Here is a 23,916-nt window from a genome sequence, read left to right as displayed (position 1 = left end):
TTACTATATCCCCCCTAGGGGGATGTTTGCCAATCAGTATCCTGCTCGCGATCGCCAGCGGCCTAGCTCTACCGACAGTTGCTTTTGCAAACTGCACCATTAACAGCGTGACTGGCCTAAAATTTGGCAAATTTGGCGCCTACAGTACTTCTAGTGCCTCTGCTAACGATGCCACTAGTCAAATTATCTTCGTCTGTACGAATGTCCAAGGGGCAATTACGATTCGCCTTAGCACTGGCAATGCCGGTCGTTTTACCCCTCGACAAATGACCTCTGGCAGGGGGCGCCTTGACTACAACCTTTACATTGATGCCGCTCGCACCCAAATCTGGGGGGATGGTACCGGTGGGAGCAGTTTGCGTACCTTAGTGCCTGTGAATAATGCCCCTACAACCCTTGAAATTTTTGGTTGCATCCCCACCCGGCAGTTTGTGCCTGCGGGCATCTACAGCGATACGATTGTAGTGACACTGGAATACTAAGAAACCGTAAAGCGATTGGTTTCCTCGCGAATTTGTTCAAAGGAAATCTCCTGGGCTGTACCCGCAAAGGGATGATCCGGAGTTAAAAAGAGAAGGCAGTGACACTCCCGCCGTTCGCGCATGGGCACACAGGGGCAATTCCAGTAGGCCGCTTCTACCTCTGCTTCTTTGTCTTCATAGTGGCGGCAGGGACACAGGGGAGAGCCATAGTCGTCCTTATGCTTGGCCAATCCTTCCAGAACAACCGCCGTTGTCCCTAAATCTGAGCAAAAGTAGGTTCCTGTGCGCTTGGCATAGGTTTCCGCAAACTTGCGCATGGCTTCAAGATTTTTGTCGGAGGCCTGTTGCGGTTTATAGGTGTTACTCATGGCAAAATTTGCGACACGAAACTTCTTTCAGTGTAACGGAAGGCGATCCCCCCGTCAGGGTTAAGCGGATTGAAATATCCAGGGTGCTGGAGTTGAACCAGCCTATGGCGAATTATGAGTTCGCTGCCTCATCCGCTCGGCCAACCCTGGGAAAATGCCTATCACTTTTCAATATAGTCCCACTTGGCGCTTTCTACCGCCAGATGGTCTGAATGGCCATTGAGTGCGGGGTTCCTTGCTAGGCTAAAGGAGAAGGGGTTTCAAGAAGACTGGGGATGAAGCCAATTTACTTAGATGGACTGGCAACCACACCGGTGGATCCCCAAGTACTGGCAGCCATGTTGCCCTATTTTAGCGATCGCCCTGGCAATGCCAGTAATCGTGCCCATGCCTACGGTTGGGAGGCCGCCGCCGCCATTGATCTTGCCCGTGAAACGATTGCCGCAGCCATCCATGCCCATCCCGAAGAAATCATTTTCACCAGTGGTGCCACTGAAGCAGACAACTTGGCAATCAAGGGGGTGGCTGAAGCCTACTACAGTCGCGGTCGCCATATCATTACCGTGCAGACGGAGCACAATGCGGTGCTTGCTCCCTGTCGCTATTTGGAGTCCCTTGGCTTTCGGGTGACCTATCTAGGGGTGAATGAGAAAGGGTTCATTGATCTGGCGGAGTTAGAGCAAGCCTTTACCCATGAGACCATCTTGGTATCCGTGATGGCTGCCAATAATGAAATTGGGGTGCTCCAACCCTTGGCCGAGATTGGTCGCCGCTGTCGCGATCGCGGGGTACTCTTCCACACCGATGCCGCTCAAGCCTTGGGCAAAATTCCCTTGGATGTTCAGGCGCTTCAGGTGGATCTCATGTCCCTGACTGCCCATAAACTCTACGGACCAAAGGGCATTGGTGCCCTCTATGTGCGGCGCGATCGCCCCCGCGTCCAACTGGCACCTCAACTCCACGGCGGTCATCAAGAACAGGGCTGGCGATCCGGAACCTTGGCCACTCCCCTCATTGTTGGCTTTGGGGCAGCAATACGACTCGCTCAGGAACGTCAAGCCACGGATATTCCCCATCTGCGGCACCTGAAAGAACGGCTGTGGCAGGGCTTAGCCTCCCTTGGAGACATTTATCTCAATGGTGATTGGCAACAGAGTTTACCCAACTGTCTCAATGTCAGTATTGGTGGGGTTGAGGGCAATGCTCTGCTGCGCGCCATCTATCCCCATGTCGCCCTCTCAACGGGGGCAGCCTGTAGTAGCGACAAACCAACACCGTCTCACGTTCTTCTTGCCTTGGGGCGATCGCCCACCCTTGCTCGTGCTTCGCTGCGATTTGGTTTATTACGTACCACCACAGAGACCGAGATTGATTTAGCGCTTCAGCAGATTCACCACAGCATTCAACAACTACGCCACTAGAGATAGATTTATATTTCTTAATATTTATGATTTCTTGACATAAATTTACAATATTCCCAAATGCCGATAATGTCATGGTTTCCGTGATCTAAATCACATCTAAAAGCGCTTTTACGTGGAATTACGCATGATCCCCAAGTTGCGAAGTTCATAGAATAATAACGTACAGTAAATCAATCCTTAACGAGCAGTTATATCCCCTGTTGATCCCCCACAAAATTTGCCCATGGGTGGAAGTGGACAGCGGGAAATCAATTCACAAGATGCCGACATAAGTAGTTGGGGGAACACAACATGACAAAATTATTGCCCGTTACTGCCTACACAATTCGCCGTCTATTGCGGCAATACCAAGGACAGCTCAAATCCGTCGTGGTGGAAGGGGCTTGCTTAGTGGCTGATCCCGAAGCAGACTTGAATGCGGTGCTCGAGAGCCTTTATTTAGATGAGGAAGAAGTCCGCACCCAAGTGGCTGAAATTGAGAAGCTGATGATGACCCATCAACTGCTGTTGAAAGCAGGGGCAAAAGAGCAAGCAGCAGCCATCGAAGATCAAATCCTCTGGATTTTTGGCCTGAAGCGGATCAAGAATCAAGCCACCCAAGAAGCAGCCCCTGCAATGCCGATTATGATGGCCGTGGGCATTTAAGGCCCCGCAAAAATGGCTTCCTCCACCTCGGCACGGGGGCAGGAGTACTTAAAAGAGCGCTGAATCACACTGCCCTCAAGGCGATCGTGATAAACCACTTGGAGTTCCTCAATGTCCAAGCAGATTCGGGCTGACCACTGGGGATACTCTAACTCCCAACAGTGGATATCCGTTTCGTCCCGCACACAGCCCTTTTGCTGTAGCCACGCTTCAATTTGCGGCAGGGCATGGTTGTAGAGGGGGGTTTGGGGATTAGGCAGAGTGTTCATCCAAGTTCTGAGATGCGACTGACAATTTGCAAGATCCATTCTTGCCCCTGTTGGGACAAACCGACAATTACCGCCAGAACCAGACAGCCGACAAAGGTGACCCCCAAGATGAACAGAGCAAATAGTTCCCCCGGCGAGAGGGGGCGATCGTCGGGGGGCACAGCAGTAGAGCGAACAGACCCCTGAGAGCGAGAAGAGGCACCTATCCCCATCGTGCCTGACTGTTTTGACTGTGCCCGCAGGCGTAATTGCAAGTCATACCACTGCCGCTGCTCTGGATTGGTCAGCACTGCATAGGCCTCATTGAGGCGATGAAACTCCTCGCGAGCGATCGCCACCGGCAATGTCGTCGTATCCGGATGGTAAAGCTTACTCTTCTCTCGATAGGCACGGCGAATCTCCGCCAACGAGGCCGTGGGTGCCACCTCGAGAATGTCGTAGTGGGTTCGCGACGGGGACAGATGTGCCATGGCAAGGCTTACTTGACCAGATCGAAGATCTTGAACATGGGCAGGTACATCGCCACCAGAATTGACCCTACCATACCCCCTAGCACCGCAATCATCAAGGGTTCCATCACACTGGTCAGGGACTTCACCGCCTGTTCCACTTCATCTTCATAGAAGTCGGCCACCTTCATCAGCATCTTATCCAGTTCCCCTGTCTCTTCGCCCACGTTAATCATCTGGGTCGCTAGCACTGGAAAGACCCGTTCCTGTTGTAGGGCAAGACTGAGCATCCCCCCTGTCTGGACTTCCTTCGCGGCACGATCAATGGCATTGGAAATCACTTGGTTACCCGCTGTGGCACTGACAATTTCAAGGGAGCGCAAAATCGGTACCCCTGAACGGGACAGCGAACCAAACGTGCGGCAGAACCGTGCCACCGCTGTTTTTTCCACCAAATCACCAAAGAGGGGTAGCTTCAACAGCAAGCCATCAATCATCAGCCGGCCAGCCGGGGTCTTGTAATAAAAGCGAATCCCCAATACCAAGCCCACCACACAGATAATCAACAATGCCATATACTGCGGCGTGCGCAGGAATTCACTAAGCGCCACCATCATGGCGGTAAAGGGGGGCAATTCCCCCCCCAACTGTTTGAAAATACCCTCAAACACAGGGATCAGGAAAATCACCATCCCCAAGAAGATGCCCACCGCCAGCAGGCCTACCACCACGGGATAGGTCAGAGCGGACTTGATTTGGTTATTGAGGCGGGCTTGATCCTCCAGCAACTTCGAGAGACGGTTGAGCACCTCATCGAGCACCCCCCCCGTTTCCCCTGCTTGGATCATGGCTACAAACAGATTATCAAAGGCCTCTGGATGGGGTCGCATGGCATCAGCTAGGGTACTTCCCTGCTGAATATCATTGTTGACGGCCATGAGGATCTTTTTCAGTTTGGGATTGGTGCATTGATCTGCCAAAACACCGATCCCACGCACCAAGGCCACACCGGCGTTCACCAGTGCCGCAAACTGCCGCGCAAAGATCGCCCGATCCTTCACCGTAATTTTGGAGAGGAAGCTGAGGTCGAGGTCGGACTTGAGGGTGAGTTTTTTGGCCTCCTTGACCTCTAGAACCTGTACCCCTTCCAATTGCAAGGCCATGCGTGCTTCCCGTGGTGTCGAAGCTTCCTCGCGAACGGTCCTGTATTTGCCTTGGGCATCCCGGATCCGCACTTCATAGGTTGCCATGACTCAATACCCCTTCTCTTGATCAATAATTGCTAACTAGCGTGCTGCTGCCGCAGGTGTACCCGTACCAATCAGACGTTGCAGCTCGTCCTGACGCGAGGACTTGGCCATTGCTGCTTCATAGGTGATGATGCCCGCACGATAATAATCGGCCAAGACTTTTTCGAGGGTCTGCATCCCCAGCTTGCCGCCCGTTTGAATTGCCGAATAAATCTGCGAGGTCTTGCCTTCGCGAATCAGGTTGGAGATAGCAGGGGTCACTACCATAATCTCTTGTGCCATAATCCGCCCAAATTCACCGGGCTTGGGATTTTTCTTAGGAACCAGCGTTTGGCTAAAGACCGCCACTAACGAGTTGGACAACTGGACGCGAATTTGCTGCTGCTGCTCTGGCGGGAACACATCCACCATACGGTCAACGGTTTGGGCAGCTGAACTGGTGTGCAAGGTACCAAAGACCAAGTGCCCTGTTTCCGCTGCTGAGATGGCAAGCTGAATTGTTTCCAAGTCACGCATCTCACCCACAAGGATAATATCGGGGTCTTCCCGCAGCGCTGCCCGCAGAGCATTGGCAAAGCTCTTGGTATCTTCCCCCACCTGCCGTTGGTGGATCAGGCTCTTGATGGGTTCATAGACAAACTCAATGGGGTCTTCAATCGTCAGGATATGTTCAGCGCGGGTTTTGTTGATCAAGTCAATCATCGCCGCCAAGGTTGTGGTTTTCCCTGATCCTGTCGGCCCAGTCACCAGAATCAAGCCCCGTGGCCGCTCACTCATTTCGCGGACAATGTTGGGCAATCCCAACTGCTCAAACGTGGGAATTTTGGAACTGAGTGCTCGCAAGCAAGCAGCATAGGTTCCCCGGTCTTTATACACATTGACGCGGAACCGGGCGAGGCCACGTACACCATAGGAGCAGTCCAACTCCCAGTTTTGCTCTAGGTGCTTGCGTTGGGTATTGTTGAGCATGCTGAAGATCAGGCGCTGGCATTGCTCTGGGGTGAGTGGTTCGTAGTCCGTCGGGGTTAATTTGCCGCTAATGCGAATGTAGGGGGGTAAGCCAGCGGAGATATGCAAATCGGAGCCACCATTGGCCACCACTTGCTCCATTAGGTCTTCAATCATTAGCTCCATAGGGTGTTCCTCGTCTAAGCAGTTTGGTCAACAACACGAAAGTTCATCACTGACATTAATAATCTTGTTAATCCACAAAGCGGGGTGTCATGCAATAGGGGCATTCTAACCATTCGGGCTGCGCCTCGGCACCGCAGGTACGGCAGGTTAAAGAACTCTTACGTTTGGCCTTGAGTTCTGATTCGAGACCCGTGTCTGTAAAGGTGACGCGCTCGACTTCCTCGAGGGTGGTGACCCCTTCTTTGACAAGGTTCAGGCTATAGGCCAACAGGGTTTTCATGCCCTCTTCAACCGCCGCTTCCTTGATCCGCTCCGTGGGGGCACCCTCAGTAATCAGGCTTTGCAGGCGCTCCGTCACCCGCATAATTTCGTAGACCCCGACCCGCCCTTTGTAGCCAACACCGCCACACTTGCTACAAATCGGCTGGCCACTGGCTTTGGCTGCTTGAATCTGCTCGGGTGTGAGTTTATTGGCTTTGTAGAGGGTGAGGTTCACATCCTTCGAGGCAGACAAGCCAAAGCGTGCCAGTTCCTCACGGGTGGGCGTATAGGGAATGCGACACTCACTGCATACCCGCCGCATCAGTCGCTGGGCAACGACCCCAATTAAGGAAGCGGAGACCATGAAGGGTTCCACCCCCATTTCCGAGAGACGGGCAACGGCACTGGCGGCATCGTTGGTGTGCAGGGTGGTTAACACCAAGTGACCTGTCAAGGCAGCTTCAATAGCGGTTTTTGCTGTTTCCTTGTCGCGGGTTTCCCCCACCAGAATCACATCGGGGTCTTGGCGGAGAAAGGCACGCAGAATGGAGGCAAAGTCCATGCCTTTTTCGCGAATAACCTGTACCTGCGTTAGGCCGGGGAGCGTGTATTCAATCGGGTCTTCCGCTGTACTGATGTTGACACCGGGACTATTACATTCAGCCAGCGCTGAGTAAAGCGTGGTGGTTTTCCCTGAACCAGTGGGACCTGTAACGAGGATGAGGCCAAAGGGGCGCTTGGTCATCTCCCGCACAATAGCAAGGCTCTCAGGGTCAGTAATCAGCTTGTCGAGACCGAGTTGGGTGGCGGAGTTATCGAGAATCCGCAGTACGACTTTTTCGCCCCAGCGGCTGGGGAGGGTATTCACTCGGAAGTCCACCCGTCGCCCTTGGAACATTTTGCGGATACGACCATCTTGGGGGGCACGCCGCTCGGCAATATCAAGGTCAGCCAAGATTTTGAAGCGGGAAACGACGGCTGGCACGATTTTCTTCGGCAGTGGATCAAAGGCTTGGTGGAGCACCCCATCTTTGCGGAAACGAATCCGCAGGTATTCCTCTTGAGGTTCGATGTGAATGTCGGAAACGCCTTCGGTGAGGGCTTTAGCCAAAATTTTGTTGACAAGGGCAATAATCGGAGCATCTTCTGCGCCTTTCAGCGCCTCGGCAAGGTCAACCTCCTGCTCCCCTTCCAGCTCTTCGAGGCCGCCCATGGCTTCGATGTCTTCTTCGATGTTGATGTCACCGATCGCAGCCGGGGCGTTTTTGCCAGCAGTGGTTTCAGCTACCTGTTTATTGAGAATCGGGTCAATGAGGCGTTGGTAATCCTCTAGGGTGATCACCATTCGCTTGAGGGTGAGGTTGTGGGCGCGGAGTAAGCGGGTGAGGTTGTCAATGGCTTGGAGGTTATCTGGATCCACCATCGCCACGAGCAGATAGGGGGGATCAGCGTCGAGGTGCTTGGCAATGGGGATGACTTGGTAGGTGCGGCAGGTGTCAATCGGTACAATCGTGTTGATCAGTTCCTCGATTTGCTCGGTGGGGAAACGATTGAGTTCGGGATCGAGGCAATCAACGCCGTAGATCACTTTGAGTTCAAAAAGCTGTTGCTTGTGGTACTGGCGTAACACATCGGGGGGCATGGTGCTGCCGGTAATCTCCTGTAACACGGTTACGAGGGACTTGCCCGTTTTGCGGGCGGTGTTCATGGCTTCTCGCACCTGATCGATACTGGCGTAACCGGAGGCAACAATGGCTCGTTCTGTGGGGCTAGCGGCTCTGCCGCGCACGGTAAGTGCTTTCCGAGAAGAAGATGACGATGTGTTGACCATAGGGCGCGTTCGGGTCTGGATGGCTTGCCTACTATAGTAGCAACAACCTTCCCAGAGATTTCATGGGTATTTTCACGGTTTATGTTTATTGACATTTTTGTTGACAATTCTTGTTATAGACGCTTTGTAACCGCGATCGCCCTCTTTTGCATAGGCTGAAAATTATTTACAATCCTGCGGCACATTAGAAACTATTAGTTATCTGTTCTCCCTGTTAGCGCGTCCTCTCGATTCCGCCATCATCCTGTGGAGGTTTGCTCTATGCGTGTCAAAGACTTGATTTTGCCTGTGCTGGTGGTTGGTTTGGTCTTTGTTGGTTTTGGCGATCGCTTTTTGCCGGCACCTCTGAGTACGGCCAGTGCCAGTACCCGCGAGCAACTGAATGGCTTTCTTAAGGGTATGTTTACGGGGTTTTCTGTCTATAACCGCTACCATAAGACGGAGGAGATGATTCGCCAAGCGGAAGGGAAGTAAATGCGCCGCTTTTTGCTCTTTTTACTCTGGATGATCAGCAGCGGGGCGATCGCCCTCTTTTCGGTACAGAATGCGAAAGCGGTGTCCCTAAAATTTTTATTTTGGCAATCCATTGAGATGCCCCTTGGCTTGCTCTTGATCTTTGTGGCTGCGATCGCTCTGTGGGTGCCCTATCTAGCTCGTCCACTGCGGCGATGAAGGGGCCACACGCGCTGCTCATTGTACTTGTGATTGTTTTGTGCTTGATGAGGCAACCAAGAATTGCGGCCATTCCAGCCTCACCCCTCACCCTAGAAGTCAATCCAGCCAATCCACAAGCCAGCGATGCCGTAACCCCTTTCCGTACGATTGCTGCTGCTTTGGCTTGGGCACAGGCGCACGATCGCCCCAGCGACATTTACATTCATGGCGGCATTTATCGGGAGGCATTGGGAACGATTCATCAGCGGCAGACGCCCCTGCGACTGGTGGCTCAGGCGGGCGAACGCGTGATTTTGCGGGGCAGTCAACAATGGTCAGATTGGCAAGAAGTCTCCAGCACGCCTAGGTTCACCATTTACCGTCACCCTTGGACATTGGCTTGGGGCTTTTCGGGTAATCCGTGGACAGACTATGGTATTGAGTTACCCCTCGTGGCACAGCGGGGCGAACTGGTGTGGTGGCGGGATACTCCCCTGCGGCAGCGACTCTCATTTAGGGAATTGCAGGGGGATGATTTCTACGTGAATGATGCAGAGCAGCAACTATATGTGGCATTGCCTGCGGGTATCTCACCCAGTGAATTAGAAGTGGCTGTTCACCGTGAGGCTCTGCGCATTTTAGACAGTGGTTTTATCAGTTTGGTGGGGCTACGCTTTGAGCACTATGGTGGCACATTTACCCAAGCGGTGCGCATTGAACGCAGCCATGACATTGAGGTTAAAGACTGTACTTTTTGGGGCAATAATTGGGGCGGCCTCGAAAGTCATCAGAGCGATCGCCTGCGGGTGGAACGAACACAGTTTCTGCAAAATGGCTGGCGGGGCATGGCGGGGGTTCATTTGCGGGACTTCACAGTGCAGCAGGTGCTGGTTCAAGGGAATAATTGGCGGGGGGCATGGGCAGGCTTTTACGATTGGGATGCGGGGGATAAGTACTTTCATCTGCGCCGTGCTGTCTTCGATCGCTACCGCGCTATTGAGAACCAAGCGGCCGGTCTGTGGCTTGATACTGATAATCAAAACGTTGAGATTCGGCGATCGCAATTTGTCGGCAATGCCGTTGTCGGTCTTTTCCTCGAGGCGGGCACAGGTCCAGTGACCATTGAAGATTCCTTAATTGCCTATAACTACAGCATTGCCCCGAACTATCTACAAACCCCCGGCATTTTTGGCTGGGCGACTGCCCATGTTACCCTGCGCCACAACTGGATTTGGGAAAACCAAGGGGCACAAATTGGCGTTCGCGATCCTTCGCCTCGAACCGTCACCCTACCCGAAACGGGTGAGGAAGTCACGATGACTTCTCAAGATTGGTACCTAGAGGGGAATTGGATTGGTAGCCGCCAAGAGCGACTCCTGACTACCCTCAAGGGGGAAATTTTCTTGCAGACACTGAGATTGGCGGAGAACCACTGGTGGAGCGAAGCTCCCTACCCCTTTCGCCTAGAGGGGGAAGACCTCACTTGGTGGCAGTGGCAGGAACGCTATGGCAATGCCAGCGATCGCTGGATCAGCCCCTAGAGGCGATCGCGTAACTGATTGACCATCGCTTGAGCCGAGGCCTCATCGACAAACATCCCCAGTTGAATCTTGGTTTGGTCGCCATTGCCCACCAAAAAGGCATCCGGCACCACAGCTTGGACTTTTTCTAAGTCCGCAGGTTCCTTGTAGGGAGCCAGCACATAGTAGCGACCATTGGGCATTTTTTCCACAAAAAGCTGCGTCGTATGTTCAGGTTCAGCCGGGGTTGGGCTGGCCGTAGGGGTGGGTGATGCACTGGTTGATGGACTCGCCGCAGGTTCTAATTGGGCAAGGGTGCTGCGATTGACATCGGGAAATTCCCGCGCAGTCATATCAGGGCCGACGGGGGGCGTGGGTGATGCTGCTGTTGGCGTTGCAGGTGATTCAGTGGCAACGGGGGCAGGTCGGCGGTTGAACCACCACAGGGCTGCACCACTAAAGCCGGCAAGAATGCCAACCACAATTAACCAGCGTTGCACTAGGTGGTGACTATTGCTCTCCCGCCGCTGGAACCAAGGACGCTGTTGGTTTTTTCGGGCCTGCTTGAGTAGTTCACGGGTAGAGGCAAAGGGACGCTTTGTTGGGTTTGGTGTTTGGGGAGCAGGGGGATCACTGGGATAGGAGGGGGGCAAGAGTTCTGCTAAATCTGTGGGATCAAACTCGAAAAATGGATCGGCGAGTCCCCCGTTGGCGCGTTCATCGGTGGCTGGTGCTGTCTCAGGGGTGAGGGCTAAAGAACTGGCAACGGGAGGAACAGTTTGTGAAATCGGCTCTGCGGCAGCAGCAGGGGTGACACTCGGTTCTGGGGAAGTTGCAGACTCGGGAACCGGCGGCGCTTCAAAGGGGGAATGGGCTTGTACCATGCGATGGCAGCGATATTGAGTGAGTTCTGCCTCTAAACTAAGGTTGAGGGAAGCCAAAGCCGCTTGCAAACGTTGGCGATCGACGGTGGCAGAGGTCATAGCAATCGCTCCGAAAACAGTGCCCTAAAGTCTCTTGGATGAACGCACCACCCCAATGGATTATGCAGCAAACTGTGCAGGTTCCCAACAATGGCACAAGCACCCCTATTGAGCATTTGCATTCCGGCCTATAACCGTCCCCAAGGATTGGCACAAGCGGTTCGCTCAGTTGTCGCAGCCTTGCCCCCTGAGAGCCACGATCCGGTGGAAGTCATTATTACCGATGATTCTGCCACCCCCACAGCAGTAGAGGATTTACTAGCTGGATGGTCAGGCCGCTGGCACTACCAACACAATGCCCAGCGCTTAGGGATGGTGGCCAATTGGAACGCCAGCTTGGCGAAGGCTTCAGGGGACTTTATCCTGCTGTTGCACGACGATGATTACCTCCTGCCCCAAGGAATACCAACAATTCTCGACATCCTCACCAAGGAGGGCACTGCCTTTGATGTCTTTCTCTTTGGCGTGCATTTGGTGGATTCGCATCAACGCTGTTTGCGACGGCAGATACCCCGGCAGCAAACATGGCTCTCCCCAGCTCAAGCCCTTAGGCAATTGCTACGTCATTCCTCGTTTGTACGGTTTCCCGCCTTGATCTGGCGGCGATCGCTCCTCGAGGAGGTCGGCTATTTTGATCCCGCCTACGGCGAAGCCACAGACCTCTATCAATGGCTGCGATTCCTTGCCCAGAAGGGCGTTTACACGGTTCCCCACGCAACGGCAGCTTACACAATCCACGATCAGGCACTGACAATGGGGATGTTTCAAGCTCAGACCTTGGCTACCCTAGGGAATATTTTTGCCGCCGCTGCGAATTTATCGATTCTCTCACCAGCGGAACTACGGCAGTGCCAATGTGACTTTTTTCACCAGTTTATCTTGGCGGGAACATGGCGATTTTTGCGGCGACGGCAATGGCAACGGGCACAGGCAGTGTACCAGCTGTTTGATCTACCAGAGGTGATTGCATTGGGGCGATCGCGCCGCTGGCAAGGCTGGCGTTGGCTCTTTGGGGCTTGGCTTTGGCTACTGCGACGGGTTAACTAACTGCCCACCGCACATAGGGCAGCCGCGCTGCAACGTCGTGAATTTTGTCCTGATTGGCCAACAGTTGACCACAGGCATCCCATTGACCAGAAAGAAGCATTTGCCGCGTACTTTCCGCCATGGTTAAGGGAATCACTTGATCGCCTGCTGTCAAGGTCAGCGCCTGTAAGTCTAGGGTCAGTTCCGTAGTGGGCTGATCTTCTAAGAGGGTTTGCAGTGCTTGTACCTGTTCTGGAGCTGCCGTCAGACAGGGAACCCCCATTGCCAAGCAGTTTCCGGCAAAGATCTCGGCAAAGCTTTCGCTGACAATTGCTTGAATTCCCCAACGGGCGATCGCTTGGGGGGCGTGTTCGCGACTAGAGCCACAGCCAAAATTGGCATTCACCACCAGAATCCGTGCCCCTTGGTACTGAGGCAGGTCAAAAGGGTGTTGCCCCGACTGGCGATCGTCAGCAAAAACGTGTTCCCCAAGGCCATCAAAAGTGACACAGCGGAGAAACCGTGCGGGAATAATGCGATCCGTATCGATATCGTTGCCCCGCAGAGGAAGGCCACGACCCGTAATGCGTTCAATCTTGCTCATAGGCCTATCTTACTGGATTGCGCAGCCTGCAAGTGCATTTTGGGGGGAATTGCCCTGAAGCAGGTTACTCAACAGTAGGGTCGGCGGTTGCGCATGGGGCCAAGCAAAGGCATGGCGAAAGGCGGCTTCCTGACAGGCTTGTAACTCCTTGAAGTTGAGGATGTCGTGGGTGAGCAAGTTTTCGTACTCAAAGGGCAGCCGCACGTTGTGCAGACCCGCGTTGTCGGTACAGATGGCCACGTCCACCCCTGCTTCAAAACAGCGTTCAAAGACGAGGCGTAATTGCGCGTAGCTCTCAAGGGTACCCGTTTGAAAATAGGTGGTGGGGCACACTTCGAGGCATTGACCGGCTGCCGCCACTTCCTTGAGCAGCTCTGGATAGCGCAGGGGAATTTGAATGCCATGACCAATGCGTTGCAGGTAGGGTAGCAATTCGGGATAGCAGCCATTCACCGTTTCGTAGAGGTGGCCGGTGGTTTTGAGACCGCGATCGCGGGCATAGGCATAGAGTTCAATAAATTCCGCCATGCGATCGCCATAGACGCTATCGCCCCCGGCCAAGTCAATGCCACAGACAAACTGCGGAAAACTCGCCGCCAGATCAACAATGGCACGGTTCACCGCATAGGGTAGCCGCGTGTGCATACAGAGAATTTGGCTCGTGACAATCGGGTATTCTGGTACTTGGCAAGCCAGACCCACCGTTTTAACAATGTCGGCCATCTGCTCAATGCGATCGCTCTGGGATCGCTGCGGATCCGTGCGCAGATAGGGGGTATAGCGCAGCTCTAGATACGCCAAGTTTTCAAAAATATAGGCGCCGCGAATCAAGCGAAAGATGAAATAGGGCAAAGTTTGCGGCGTTTGCACACTCTCCACTAGGGTGTGGAGTTCGAGGTATTCTTCAAGGGATTGGCGGGGGCGAGTATAAAAGGTTTCAAATTCCTCATAGTCAGGAAAGCGATCTGCAAGGGCGCGATCGTTCCGCTGAAAATACCGCCAAAGAATCCGCGGTACCACTGAGCCACCCAAATGCCGATGTAATTCTGCGTACAGTGCCATACCTGCTCCTTAAACTGGCCAAAACGCAATCAATACCTAAGCTGGCCAGAGGGGTCAATGCCCGCACCTCAGCCATCGAAAACAGAACGAAAACAGTGATGAACGAAGGATTAAATTGTTCTAATGTTAACAAATTTTACAAAGGTGGCGCAGGAACCAATGGGCGCAAACGCTAGGATCATTTCGATCTCCAATTGGTTGGGTATCGCGAATGTGGCCTTTTCGGCGGCGAGGACGACTCCCCTCTGCGCTCTCTAGTGGCAATGTCGTCACGATTGCTTTGGAACTGTACCGTCATCAGGGCAATCGCTACTTTCTTTTGAGCCTTTTTGCCCATGCGTGGTTTTTTCTGCTCACCATTGCCGCCGTGCTGATCGTGGCCGTAGCACTGATTGTTGGGGGGATTCTTGCTGGGGCGATGGATAATGTTGCCCCCTTTCTCTGGCTCACAGGCATTAGTATCCTCGTGGCTTTGCCCTTGTATCTCTTTGGTTGGACACGGCTAATGGCCAGTGGTGCGCTGCTTTCTCGTCGTATTTACGCTGTCCTGACGGCTCTTGAGGAATCAGAATCGGCAGCCCGCAGCTTCATTTTTCCCAAGATGCTGAATTATTTGCTGGCCACTCTGATGGTCGGTGTCATTTTGCTCTTGGTGTATGGGGTCTTGGGGGCGATCGGCTACTTAATTTATTTGGTGGCATCCCCCTTAGTGCAATTCCTCGAGCAGAATATCCAAACGGAACCCGCAAGAAGTCTCTTCTTTTTAACTTTTCTGCTCAGTATCCTGTTGCTAGTGCTCCTTGCGCTGTTGGTGATTAGCTACTTTATGGCGCGGCTCTCCCTTGTTGATGTGGTCTTAGCCCTTGAACCGGACTGTACGCCCCTCAAATCCGTTCGGCGCAGTTGGCAACTGACGCAGGGACAGGCATGGCATACCCTAACGGTATTTTTTGTTGCTTCCCTTGCAACGATTCCCGCCAATCTCCTTGGCAGTATTATCAACAGCGTGGTGATTATTCCCGTTGCTGGCCTCTTTGTAGGGGTTTTACTCCTGCCCCTCTGGCAAGGGATCAAGGCAGTTCTGTACTGGGATCTGCGAGTCCGCAATGAAGGAGCAGCGTTTCAAGTCCGCCCTGAAGCAGTGAATCCCCTGCGCTGGTTGCGGCGGGTCACACTACGCACACCGGAAAGCATCGAGTTGGACTTTGCCCTTGGGGGAATTGGCAGCCGCGTTTTGGCTTGGCTGATTGATCAGGTGATTCTCTACACGGCACTTGTGCTTTTTTCGCTGGCGGCAGGGTACATCTACTTCTATGCCCTTTACCCGTGGCTGATTGAGGTGCTGCCCGCTAGTGGCCAGAGTATTGAAGCTTGGAGTTTGGGCATTTACCTGTTGGTAATGTTTGCCCTCTACAACGGCTATTACATTTTCTTTGAAACCTACTGGCAGGGGCAAACCCCCGGCAAGTGCTTTGCGGAAATTCGCGTCGTCCAAGACAATGGCCTTCCCATTGGTCTGAAGGAAGCAACCCTGCGCAGTCTGCTGCAACCCATTGATTTTGCTTTTTTCGGTATAGGGGCACTCCTAGTGGCGTTATCTCGATCAGAAAAACGTTTGGGAGATATGGTGGCGGGTACCCTTGTGATTCAAGATGAACAAGCGACACGGTTGGCTCCTAAAGCTACAACCCTTCAGCAACCACAGGGGGCTTGGGTGCAGGAGTTGCGATCGCTCGCCCATTGGGAACGGATGACTCCCGAACAGTATCTCCTAGTACGCAATTACCTCAACAATCGCGATCGCCTGAGTCCTGTCGGTCGCTATCAAGCGGCTCAAGAGCTGCGTCAGCAATTAGAACCCCTGTTGCTGCCCACCTATCCCGCCCACTGGCCTACCCTCAGTGCTGAGGACTTCCTAGAAGGTCTATACACTGCCTATCGTCAACAATACCAGTCATCCCCCTAGTGTGAGGCCGTTATGCGCTTGCTGCTGACCCTTGGTTGTAGTCTGACCCTTTTGGGCGCCTTTCCCCTGCTCATGGGTCGGGCGAGTGAACCGACAATTCAGGCTGCTGCCCCTGTCCCCCAACGCTATCAACTACTGGGGTTATCCTTTGAAACACCCCTACAATTTTCGCCACCCACTTCTTTTGGTGAAAATGGCGTTGCTGTGGTCTATCCCGCCAATGCCGTACCGGGGGAGCACGAGTTAATGGTGAGCCTGATTAGCCTACCCAAAACAAGCGAGGTACTGGGGGGACTTTCGGATCAAGAGTTGCGCAGTTGGCTACGGTTTACCCAAGTGGGGGGTCCTCTCTCAGCAGCCCCCGCACGCATTGAGCGGCGAATTTTGGGACGGCGAGTCCGTGGTGAAATGTTTTATTATCCAACCCCCCGACCGATTCACCAAGAGTTATATTTGATGCATCTCCAAGGGGGGCAGCGGCTAGCTATTCTCTTTGAAGCGGAAGACCAAGTGCCCTTACCCGTGATGGAGCAGGTTTTTAACCATGTGGCAGCATCATTGCAGGAATTACCCCCGCGATCGCGAGAATGGAAACGTAGTTTTGAATGGTGGAAAAACCGTTAGATCTTTGAGGGGCAATAGCTATGCACCATGCTCCCCCCGTGTATCTACCCAAAACCCTTCAGTTCACTGAAGAGCAATTCGCAGAGATTATCAAAGCCAATCCTAATCTACGGTTTGAATTAACTGCTGCGGGAGAATTGGTTGTTATGCCCCCTACAGGCGGCGAAACGGGTCGCTACAATGCCGCCCTCACGGCTGACATTAGTCTTTGGAATCGCCAAACTCAACTAGGGGAGGTCTTTGACTCCTCAACGGGATTTCGCCTGCCCAATGGCGCCATTCGCTCACCCGATGTTGCATGGATTACCAAGGAACATTGGCAGCGCCTAACCCCAGAGGAACGCCAAGGCTTTGTGCCTCTTTGCCCTGATTTTGTGATTGAACTCGCGTCTGCTAGTGATGACTTGTCCCATTTAAGGGCAAAAATGCAGGAATACATGGACAATGGTTGCCGCCTTGGCTGGTTGATTGTCCCCCAGCAACAAATGGCAGAAATTTATCGCCCCCAGCAAACACCAGAGAGCGTGTCTCTGCCAACAACGCTTTCAGGAGAGGAAATTCTTCCTGACTTTTGCCTTGCATTTTCTCCCTAAGGCCAATGGATAAACCAGTGGAATCTTCTCACTGGAGATATCAATCATGGAACAGACCGTTGCCCGCGCTGAAACGGAGACACTGCGCGTTAATTCTCTCCATGCTTTTGCCTACTGTCAGCGGTTATTTTATCTCGAAGAAGTTGAGGAACTTTACACCCAAAATGAATCCGTCTTTGCCGGGCGACGGCTCCACGCTGAGCTACAAAAATTAGAACGGGAAGATTGGCAAGAATTCAATCTGGAAAGTGTAGCCCTTGGCCTCCGGGGGCGGGTTGATGCACTGCGTACCCTAGAGGGGCATTTGATTCCCTACGAGCACAAAATCGGTCGCTGTTATCGCGATCGCCAGCAGCAGCCCCAAGCTTGGCACAGCGACAGGGTACAAATTCTGGCCTATGCCTGTTTACTAGAAACCGTTCTCGGCGTCACTGTCCCCGAAGGCCGCATTCACTATCACCGCGATAACGTCACTGTACGGGTTCCTGTGGATGAGGCAGGCCGCCAACTGGTGCGGGACACAATCGAGCAAGCGCGTCAACTGCGTGCTTCCCTAGAACGTCCCCCTGTCTGTAGCAACGAAAGACTTTGTCTCAACTGCTCCTTGGCGCCTGTTTGCCTGCCTGAAGAAGCCCGCCTCGCCCGAGATCCTGAGCATTTACCCCTGCGGTTATTTCCGCGAGATGACGAGCGTGAGATTATCCATGTCACGGCTGGCAAAGCGGTAATCAGGCGAGCTGGCGAGCAGCTACGGATTGCCATTGACGATGAACCTGAGCAAAAGCTGCCCATTCAGCAGGTGGGTCAAGTTGTTATCCACAAATTTGCCCAAATTACCACCCCAGCCATTCATCTCTGTGCCTATGAGGATGTCGGTGTTCACTTCATCAGCAGTGGTGGGCGTTATATCGGCAGCATTGACAACCGCAAGGGCAGTATTCAACGGCGTATTCGTCAATATCAAGCCCTGACGAACCCAGACCAATGTTTACGTCTTGCCCAGTTACTGGTGAACTGCCGGGGACAGAGTCAGCGTCGCCTGTTACTCCGAGGACAGCGGAATCGCCAAGATGCTCTGCCTGCATTGCAAGAGACCACTACGCAAATGGATCGGCTCATTAGCAGCATCTCCCACGCCAATTCCCTAGAGGCTCTACGCGGCATTGAAGGCAATCTTGGCGCCCTGTATTTTTCAGCGTTGCCCTATTTACTGGGGGATCACGTTCCGAAGGAGTTGCACTTCAACGGTCGCAATCGCCGCCCCCCGAAAGATCGTTTTAATGCGCTGCTCAGTTTTGGCTATGGCATGCTCCTCAAGGACGTGATGAATGCCATTCTCACTGTTGGTCTTGAACCCGCCTTTGGCTTCTATCATCAGCCGCGTACCCAAGCACCACCCCTTGCGTTGGACTTGATGGAAATTTTCCGCGTCCCCCTTGTGGATATGGTCGTTATTGGTTCGATTAACCGTATGCAGTGGAACTTTGACGAGTGCTTTGAGGTACACCGAGATCACGTATGGCTAAGTGACTATGGTCGGCGTAAGTTCATTGAACTCTATGAAGCCCGCAAAGGTGAAACATGGAAACATCCAGTGACCAACTACTCGCTCACTTATCGGCGAATCTTGGAGCTGGAAGTACGTTTGCTCGAAAAGGAATGGTGTGGTGAAGCAGGTCTATTTGGCAAACTCATTTTGCGTTGACCCATGGGTGAATCCAAAAATTGGTACCTCATCTGCTACGACATCCGCGACCCCAAGCGATGGCGACAGGCTTATAAGCAGTTAGAGGGCTATGGTGAACGATTACAGTTCTCGATTTTTCGCTGTCGTCTCACGCCACGGGAGCGGGAAAAGCTGCGGTGGCAACTAGAAAAAATCCTCACAAAGGAAGACAGTCTCCTAATCGTAGGATTGTGCAGCCAATGCGTTGAGCGGGTATGCGCTTGCAACCGAGCGGGGACATGGCCAATGTCGGAGCAGAACTTCAAAATCTTTTAGCATGCAAGCACCTCTGGACTCAAATATTCTCCGAACGCGCCGATATTCAAATACAGCCCCTTGACTAGGTTTGGGAGTTTTTGTTAGATTTAGAGGTGCTTGAAAATCTCTGAACCTATTCCCCAGAGCGGGATTGACAACTGAATACTGTCCGAGGCTAAAAATTTTACAGTCACAAAAAAACAAAGTGCCTGAGGTGCTTGAAAAGTGACTGTGCTAAGCTAGTCCTAGAGGCATTTCTAGGGCGCCGCTGTGCCTCTACCTTTGATGCCGTAAGGCGTTGAGCACGTTCCCTAGCGTACTTTTCTATCTGGTTGTGGCGAGTGCCTCTACCTTTGATGCCGTAAGGCGTTGAGCACTAACAAGCACTATTTTCACAACACTGATTCTTGGGGTGCCTCTACCTTTGATGCCGTAAGGCGTTGAGCACGCTCACTCAATGCAACGCTAATTTCCTCTATATTTGTGCCTCTACCTTTGATGCCGTAAGGCGTTGAGCACAACCACGAGTATTATATTTACATCAAAAAAGATCTTGTGCCTCTACCTTTGATGCCGTAAGGCGTTGAGCACGAAGTGCTAGTAATTTAGCAGAGGCAGTTTTAAAACGTGCCTCTACCTTTGATGCCGTAAGGCGTTGAGCACGTGTTCAGAGGGGTAGTTATTAATAAACGGCGCAATGTGCCTCTACCTTTGATGCCGTAAGGCGTTGAGCACCTCGCTATTTGTATCGCCTTCAAAGCTTGTGCAAGTGCCTCTACCTTTGATGCCGTAAGGCGTTGAGCACGGCCTAGGTTAGAGTAAAGGTTAGAACTTAAAAATTGTGCCTCTACCTTTGATGCCGTAAGGCGTTGAGCACTCGGTATACTCTAAACTGAATGAAATTCTTAGACGAGGTGCCTCTACCTTTGATGCCGTAAGGCGTTGAGCACTTGATTGCCTTTTCCACCACGGGGATGATGATAGGTGTGCCTCTACCTTTGATGCCGTAAGGCGTTGAGCACTTTTTGTAAGATAATTTCGCGGTTTTTCCTCCTCGTGCCTCTACCTTTGATGCCGTAAGGCGTTGAGCACACAAATTTACTCTTTTATGCTTGCTTAGCTTGCTAGGTGCCTCTACCTTTGATGCCGTAAGGCGTTGAGCACCCTAAAGCCTCACCTTTTAATCCTCAGGTCAACCTAGTGGCTGTGCCTCTACCTTTGATGCCGTAAGGCGTTGAGCACTCCAATAATCTTCAGGTCGTTCTACTCTACTAAACGTGCCTCTACCTTTGATGCCGTAAGGCGTTGAGCACCTTAGGGCACAAAAAAAGAGCAGTTTAACGTCAGTGCCTCTACCTTTGATGCCGTAAGGCGTTGAGCACATCTTTGATCTAAGTCAACTTCGCCCAGAAGGGACAGGTGCCTCTACCTTTGATGCCGTAAGGCGTTGAGCACTACAGTCGGAAATCCTAAATTTCTCATCCATTTGTAAGTGCCTCTACCTTTGATGCCGTAAGGCGTTGAGCACTACAAACTGCAGGCACAATTGCTATTCCTGCGAAGGTGCCTCTACCTTTGATGCCGTAAGGCGTTGAGCACTGGGTTGGTTACTTCAATAGCTACATTACGAAGCCGGTGCCTCTACCTTTGATGCCGTAAGGCGTTGAGCACTTTTGTACCGCCAAAAGTGCAGAAGAAAGCTAAGGTGCCTCTACCTTTGATGCCGTAAGGCGTTGAGCACTATTTTGCCAAGGAGCTTGAAGTCTTCCTTCGCCCGTGCCTCTACCTTTGATGCCGTAAGGCGTTGAGCACAAGAGGGTAAGCGCCTTATTATCGCTGACTACTCTCGTGCCTCTACCTTTGATGCCGTAAGGCGTTGAGCACGTTTGAGCTGGGTTTACTTTTTTGATAAACCAGAGTGCCTCTACCTTTGATGCCGTAAGGCGTTGAGCACGGAAACCTTTCTATTTAGGAGATTCTCTATTGGTCATGTGCCTCTACCTTTGATGCCGTAAGGCGTTGAGCACTGTCGGTGGATGTCTGCCCCGCGGGTCCTGAGGGGTGCCTCTACCTTTGATGCCGTAAGGCGTTGAGCACTCTCTGGGAGATGATAGAATTCTGCAGGGATTGTGGTGCCTCTACCTTTGATGCCGTAAGGCGTTGAGCACTAGTGTTTGCGGATCTAGGTAAGTTTGGTTGCTTAAGTGCCTCTACCTTTGATGCCGTAAGGCGTTGAGCACTCGTCACTAGAGTAGCTACACCTACTTCTCGCCCGTGCCTCTACCTTTGATGCCGTAAGGCGTTGAGCACACTTTCAGGCTTTTGAGCAATCTGAATATGATATTGTGCCTCTACCTTTGATGCCGTAAGGCGTTGAGCACTTAGTCTTAAACGTCCTAGTAAATTTGTATATTACGTGCCTCTACCTTTGATGCCGTAAGGCGTTGAGCACAGAACAAGAGCAGTGTTTGCTCTTGCAGCGTGCGTGGCGTGCCTCTACCTTTGATGCCGTAAGGCGTTGAGCACAGCAGAGGTAAAACGCCCTGTATCCGCCCCTAGTTGTGCCTCTACCTTTGATGCCGTAAGGCGTTGAGCACTTTTCGAACCAGCTAATCAGTCTGTCAGTAGACTTGGAGTGCCTCTACCTTTGATGCCGTAAGGCGTTGAGCACATCTCGCCGATTGGAGCTGTCTCGCCAGTGAAGTGAGGTGCCTCTACCTTTGATGCCGTAAGGCGTTGAGCACTTCCTAATCCAGAACTAGCTGCAGCAGATACGTGCCTCTACCTTTGATGCCGTAAGGCGTTGAGCACATCTCCAAATCAACTTAGCCAAGAAAATCTTGACCGTGCCTCTACCTTTGATGCCGTAAGGCGTTGAGCACACGGCCAAGCGAGACAAAACTTTAGCGGTAGAAGTTCGTGCCTCTACCTTTGATGCCGTAAGGCGTTGAGCACAGCGAGGAATCGATTTTAGATATAGCGCCTCTCGACGTGCCTCTACCTTTGATGCCGTAAGGCGTTGAGCACGGACTTCTTCCCCCGTCAAAAACCGAACAAAAGGTGCCTCTACCTTTGATGCCGTAAGGCGTTGAGCACGAGAACCCCCTTGTACCAAAACGACAACCTTAACGAGTGCCTCTACCTTTGATGCCGTAAGGCGTTGAGCACGGACTTCTTCCCCCGTCAAAAACCGAACAAAAGGTGCCTCTACCTTTGATGCCGTAAGGCGTTGAGCACGAGAACCCCCTTGTACCAAAACGACAACCTTAACGAGTGCCTCTACCTTTGATGCCGTAAGGCGTTGAGCACCTTCAACAGCCTTTAACAATTCCTCCCCACGCGTGCCTCTACCTTTGATGCCGTAAGGCGTTGAGCACGCTTGGGTTTTGAAGGATCGCAATTTTGTCCCAATTGAGTCTGTTCTGTAACCTTTCACCTATCACCTACCCCTATCGATTAGGGGTAGGTTTTGTTTTCTAGTTAGGAGAGAAAATCGTCACTATGAGCGAAATTAGCATCTTTGCCCGCGATTTTGGGTTCGGGTTTACCCCCAAGCCCAATACTGCTAAAGTCGCCGCTACTGTTAGCGGTCGCAACTTAGCAATTAGTATTACACCACTAGCGTTGACGCTTATTTCAAGCGACAAACTACGCCTAATGCGGGCCAAAAAGCTAGTGGACCGTTTACTGGTCAAAAGGGTTTTCGTTCCCATTGGGTTTCTGGTCCTTGGCGGTTGCACCGCCACCGATATTTACAACCTACTTGAACGGGGTTGTTTTATCCAATCGCTAAAACTACACTTTTTCTATAAAGGGGTTCTTTGTCAAGAATCCGACCTAACCTTACTCCAACAAGTGATTGTTGGAGAGTACCTAAAATTACCCGAATCCCTAAGGGGGGCAATCGCTTGGATTTTAAACTTGCCAGAAGCCCAATTAGAATACTGCGAAGCTTGGGCTTCTTTGACGTATCTTAATGATAATTTTAGGGCGATTGAAGTGGTGACTTCTGAAGTAGGAACTTCAGAAGTAGGAACTTCAGAAGTAGGAACTTCAGAAGTAGGAACTTGTGCCTCTACCTTTGATGCCGTAAGGCGTTGAGCACGCTTCTCAATTTAGAGGATGCGATTCTTGAGTATTGTGCCTCTACCTTTGATGCCGTAAGGCGTTGAGCACATCGCGATCGATGGATAGATCGCCCCAGATATAAGCAGTGCCTCTACCTTTGATGCCGTAAGGCGTTGAGCACGTCCGGGTGTATCCCGCCTACTTCACAATCCTCAAGTGCCTCTACCTTTGATGCCGTAAGGCGTTGAGCACCAGACCGCGCTTTGTGGCAACAACAAGCGATCGGGTGCCTCTACCTTTGATGCCGTAAGGCGTTGAGCACCTCTTGAAGAACGGCGCCTAGATATGGATGCTACTGTGCCTCTACCTTTGATGCCGTAAGGCGTTGAGCACCTCTTGAAGAACGGCGCCTAGATATGGATGCTACTGTGCCTCTACCTTTGATGCCGTAAGGCGTTGAGCACAGATCCAAAAAAGAATTGAGTGAAGTAGAGAAACGTGCCTCTACCTCTGGTGCTGTGGGCTAGCCCAGCGGTTGGTTAACTTTCTTGAATAAAAATAAAAAATTGTATCCAAAAGCTTTTTTGCTCCTTGTGGTTACCTACAGTAGAAGTTAAAATTTTTGTAAGTTGACAACTATAAGTTATCCGTTAGCATGATTCTTGAAACTAGACAGTGGCTACCCTTGGCAGTGCTCCAGAGACCCATAATTGAGGGAA

At 52.2% G+C, this 23,916-nt stretch carries 21 protein-coding genes, 1 tRNA gene and 2 CRISPR repeat arrays; of the genes, 12 read left to right on the top strand and 10 right to left on the bottom strand.

Translation table 11 applies throughout. The annotated features are described in order from the left end of the window. Positions 1-26: 26 nt before the first annotated feature. On the top strand, positions 27-482 hold the full coding sequence (locus tag M0646_RS02510) for a spore coat U domain-containing protein (protein ID WP_286626457.1): 456 nt from the start codon (positions 27-29) through the stop codon (positions 480-482). Here the strand turns inward: M0646_RS02510 and M0646_RS02505 are convergent. Further along, complete coding sequence (locus M0646_RS02505; RefSeq protein ID WP_286626456.1) at positions 479-850, bottom strand: ferredoxin-thioredoxin reductase catalytic domain-containing protein; 372 nt, start codon at positions 848-850, stop codon at positions 479-481. The genes M0646_RS02510 and M0646_RS02505 overlap by 4 nt on opposite strands. 77 nt (positions 851-927) lie before the next feature. Next, positions 928-1,000: transfer RNA gene (locus tag M0646_RS02500), tRNA-Ile, on the bottom strand. A gap of 125 nt (positions 1,001-1,125) precedes the next feature. On the opposite strand from M0646_RS02500, the gene M0646_RS02495 reads away from it, so the two are divergent. Both M0646_RS02495 and M0646_RS02490 read left to right on the top strand, forming a co-directional pair. Then, the gene (locus tag M0646_RS02495) at positions 1,126-2,271 is read left to right on the top strand and encodes a cysteine desulfurase family protein (protein ID WP_286626455.1); all 1,146 of its coding nucleotides are present in this window, start codon (positions 1,126-1,128) and stop codon (positions 2,269-2,271) included. Positions 2,272-2,565: 294 nt separating this feature from the next. Next, the gene (locus M0646_RS02490; protein ID WP_149817857.1) at positions 2,566-2,919 is read left to right on the top strand and encodes a hypothetical protein; all 354 of its coding nucleotides are present in this window, start codon (positions 2,566-2,568) and stop codon (positions 2,917-2,919) included. On the opposite strand, the gene M0646_RS02485 is transcribed toward M0646_RS02490, so the two are convergent. The 5 genes from M0646_RS02485 to M0646_RS02465 form a co-directional block, all read right to left on the bottom strand. Next, positions 2,916-3,188, bottom strand: a complete 273-nt coding sequence (locus tag M0646_RS02485) for a DUF3143 domain-containing protein (protein ID WP_149817855.1) — start codon at positions 3,186-3,188, stop codon at positions 2,916-2,918. The genes M0646_RS02490 and M0646_RS02485 overlap by 4 nt on opposite strands. Next, a complete protein-coding gene (locus tag M0646_RS02480; protein ID WP_206201315.1) occupies positions 3,185-3,658 on the bottom strand; it encodes a J domain-containing protein in 474 nt (157 codons plus the stop codon). The genes M0646_RS02485 and M0646_RS02480 overlap by 4 nt, the downstream gene beginning before the upstream one ends. A gap of 8 nt (positions 3,659-3,666) precedes the next feature. Next, complete coding sequence (locus M0646_RS02475; RefSeq protein WP_286626454.1) at positions 3,667-4,887, bottom strand: type II secretion system F family protein; 1,221 nt, start codon at positions 4,885-4,887, stop codon at positions 3,667-3,669. A 36-nt stretch (positions 4,888-4,923) separates the two neighbouring features. Then, positions 4,924-6,021: a type IV pilus twitching motility protein PilT gene (locus M0646_RS02470; RefSeq protein ID WP_149817851.1), complete on the bottom strand. Its 1,098-nt coding sequence runs from the start codon at positions 6,019-6,021 to the stop codon at positions 4,924-4,926. A 67-nt stretch (positions 6,022-6,088) separates the two neighbouring features. Beyond that, complete coding sequence (locus M0646_RS02465; protein ID WP_149817849.1) at positions 6,089-8,113, bottom strand: GspE/PulE family protein; 2,025 nt, start codon at positions 8,111-8,113, stop codon at positions 6,089-6,091. A 261-nt stretch (positions 8,114-8,374) separates the two neighbouring features. Here M0646_RS02465 and M0646_RS02460 point away from each other — a divergent pair, with 261 nt between their 5' ends. The 3 genes from M0646_RS02460 to M0646_RS02450 are packed head-to-tail and all read left to right on the top strand — an operon-like array spanning position 8,375 to position 10,308. Further along, positions 8,375-8,587 carry a hypothetical protein gene (locus M0646_RS02460; protein ID WP_286626452.1) on the top strand — a complete coding sequence of 71 codons (213 nt, stop codon included), beginning with the start codon at positions 8,375-8,377 and terminating at the stop codon, positions 8,585-8,587. Beyond that, a complete protein-coding gene (locus tag M0646_RS02455) occupies positions 8,588-8,785 on the top strand; it encodes a lipopolysaccharide assembly protein LapA domain-containing protein (protein ID WP_024125597.1) in 198 nt (65 codons plus the stop codon). A gap of 47 nt (positions 8,786-8,832) precedes the next feature. Next, complete coding sequence (locus M0646_RS02450; protein ID WP_286626450.1) at positions 8,833-10,308, top strand: right-handed parallel beta-helix repeat-containing protein; 1,476 nt, start codon at positions 8,833-8,835, stop codon at positions 10,306-10,308. Here the strand turns inward: M0646_RS02450 and M0646_RS02445 are convergent. After that, the gene (locus M0646_RS02445; RefSeq protein ID WP_286626449.1) at positions 10,305-11,270 is read right to left on the bottom strand and encodes a hypothetical protein; all 966 of its coding nucleotides are present in this window, start codon (positions 11,268-11,270) and stop codon (positions 10,305-10,307) included. The genes M0646_RS02450 and M0646_RS02445 overlap by 4 nt on opposite strands. Before the next feature lie 90 nt (positions 11,271-11,360). Between M0646_RS02445 and M0646_RS02440 the strand changes: the two genes are divergently transcribed. Beyond that, a complete protein-coding gene (locus M0646_RS02440; protein WP_286626448.1) occupies positions 11,361-12,317 on the top strand; it encodes a glycosyltransferase family 2 protein in 957 nt (318 codons plus the stop codon). Here M0646_RS02440 and leuD read toward each other — a convergent pair. Together leuD and M0646_RS02430 are read right to left on the bottom strand one after the other, a co-directional pair. Beyond that, positions 12,310-12,900, bottom strand: a complete 591-nt coding sequence (leuD, locus tag M0646_RS02435; RefSeq protein WP_286626447.1) for a 3-isopropylmalate dehydratase small subunit — start codon at positions 12,898-12,900, stop codon at positions 12,310-12,312. The genes M0646_RS02440 and leuD overlap by 8 nt on opposite strands. A 9-nt stretch (positions 12,901-12,909) precedes the next feature. Continuing rightward, positions 12,910-13,962 carry an adenosine deaminase gene (locus M0646_RS02430; RefSeq protein ID WP_149817839.1) on the bottom strand — a complete coding sequence of 351 codons (1,053 nt, stop codon included), beginning with the start codon at positions 13,960-13,962 and terminating at the stop codon, positions 12,910-12,912. 211 nt (positions 13,963-14,173) lie between these two features. Between M0646_RS02430 and M0646_RS02425 the strand changes: the two genes are divergently transcribed. Genes M0646_RS02425 through cas2 form a run of 5 tightly spaced genes read left to right on the top strand, consistent with a single transcriptional unit; the run spans position 14,174 to position 19,147 of the window. Next, positions 14,174-15,928: an RDD family protein gene (locus M0646_RS02425; protein WP_226971990.1), complete on the top strand. Its 1,755-nt coding sequence runs from the start codon at positions 14,174-14,176 to the stop codon at positions 15,926-15,928. Between the two features lie 12 nt (positions 15,929-15,940). Continuing rightward, a complete protein-coding gene (locus M0646_RS02420; RefSeq protein WP_149817835.1) occupies positions 15,941-16,552 on the top strand; it encodes a hypothetical protein in 612 nt (203 codons plus the stop codon). Between the two features lie 20 nt (positions 16,553-16,572). Further along, positions 16,573-17,145, top strand: a complete 573-nt coding sequence (locus tag M0646_RS02415; protein ID WP_149817833.1) for a Uma2 family endonuclease — start codon at positions 16,573-16,575, stop codon at positions 17,143-17,145. A 46-nt stretch (positions 17,146-17,191) separates the two neighbouring features. Beyond that, entirely contained in the window at positions 17,192-18,850 is a 1,659-nt protein-coding gene (locus M0646_RS02410) for a type I-MYXAN CRISPR-associated endonuclease Cas4/Cas1 (RefSeq protein ID WP_286649835.1), read from the top strand. Positions 18,851-18,853: 3 nt separating this feature from the next. Beyond that, complete coding sequence (gene cas2, locus M0646_RS02405; protein ID WP_149817829.1) at positions 18,854-19,147, top strand: CRISPR-associated endonuclease Cas2; 294 nt, start codon at positions 18,854-18,856, stop codon at positions 19,145-19,147. Between the two features lie 252 nt (positions 19,148-19,399). Continuing rightward, positions 19,400-22,506: a CRISPR direct-repeat array (repeat unit 36 nt; unit sequence GTGCCTCTACCTTTGATGCCGTAAGGCGTTGAGCAC). 692 nt (positions 22,507-23,198) lie between these two features. Continuing rightward, a CRISPR array of direct repeats spans positions 23,199-23,661; the repeat unit is 36 nt; unit sequence GTGCCTCTACCTTTGATGCCGTAAGGCGTTGAGCAC. Positions 23,662-23,916: the final 255 nt, after the last annotated feature.

It is taken from the genome of Thermosynechococcus sp. B3 (genome assembly GCF_030323045.1).
In the GTDB taxonomy this organism is placed as follows: Bacteria; Cyanobacteriota; Cyanobacteriia; order Thermosynechococcales; family Thermosynechococcaceae; genus Thermosynechococcus.
This window is presented reverse-complemented; position numbering and strand designations above follow the sequence as displayed.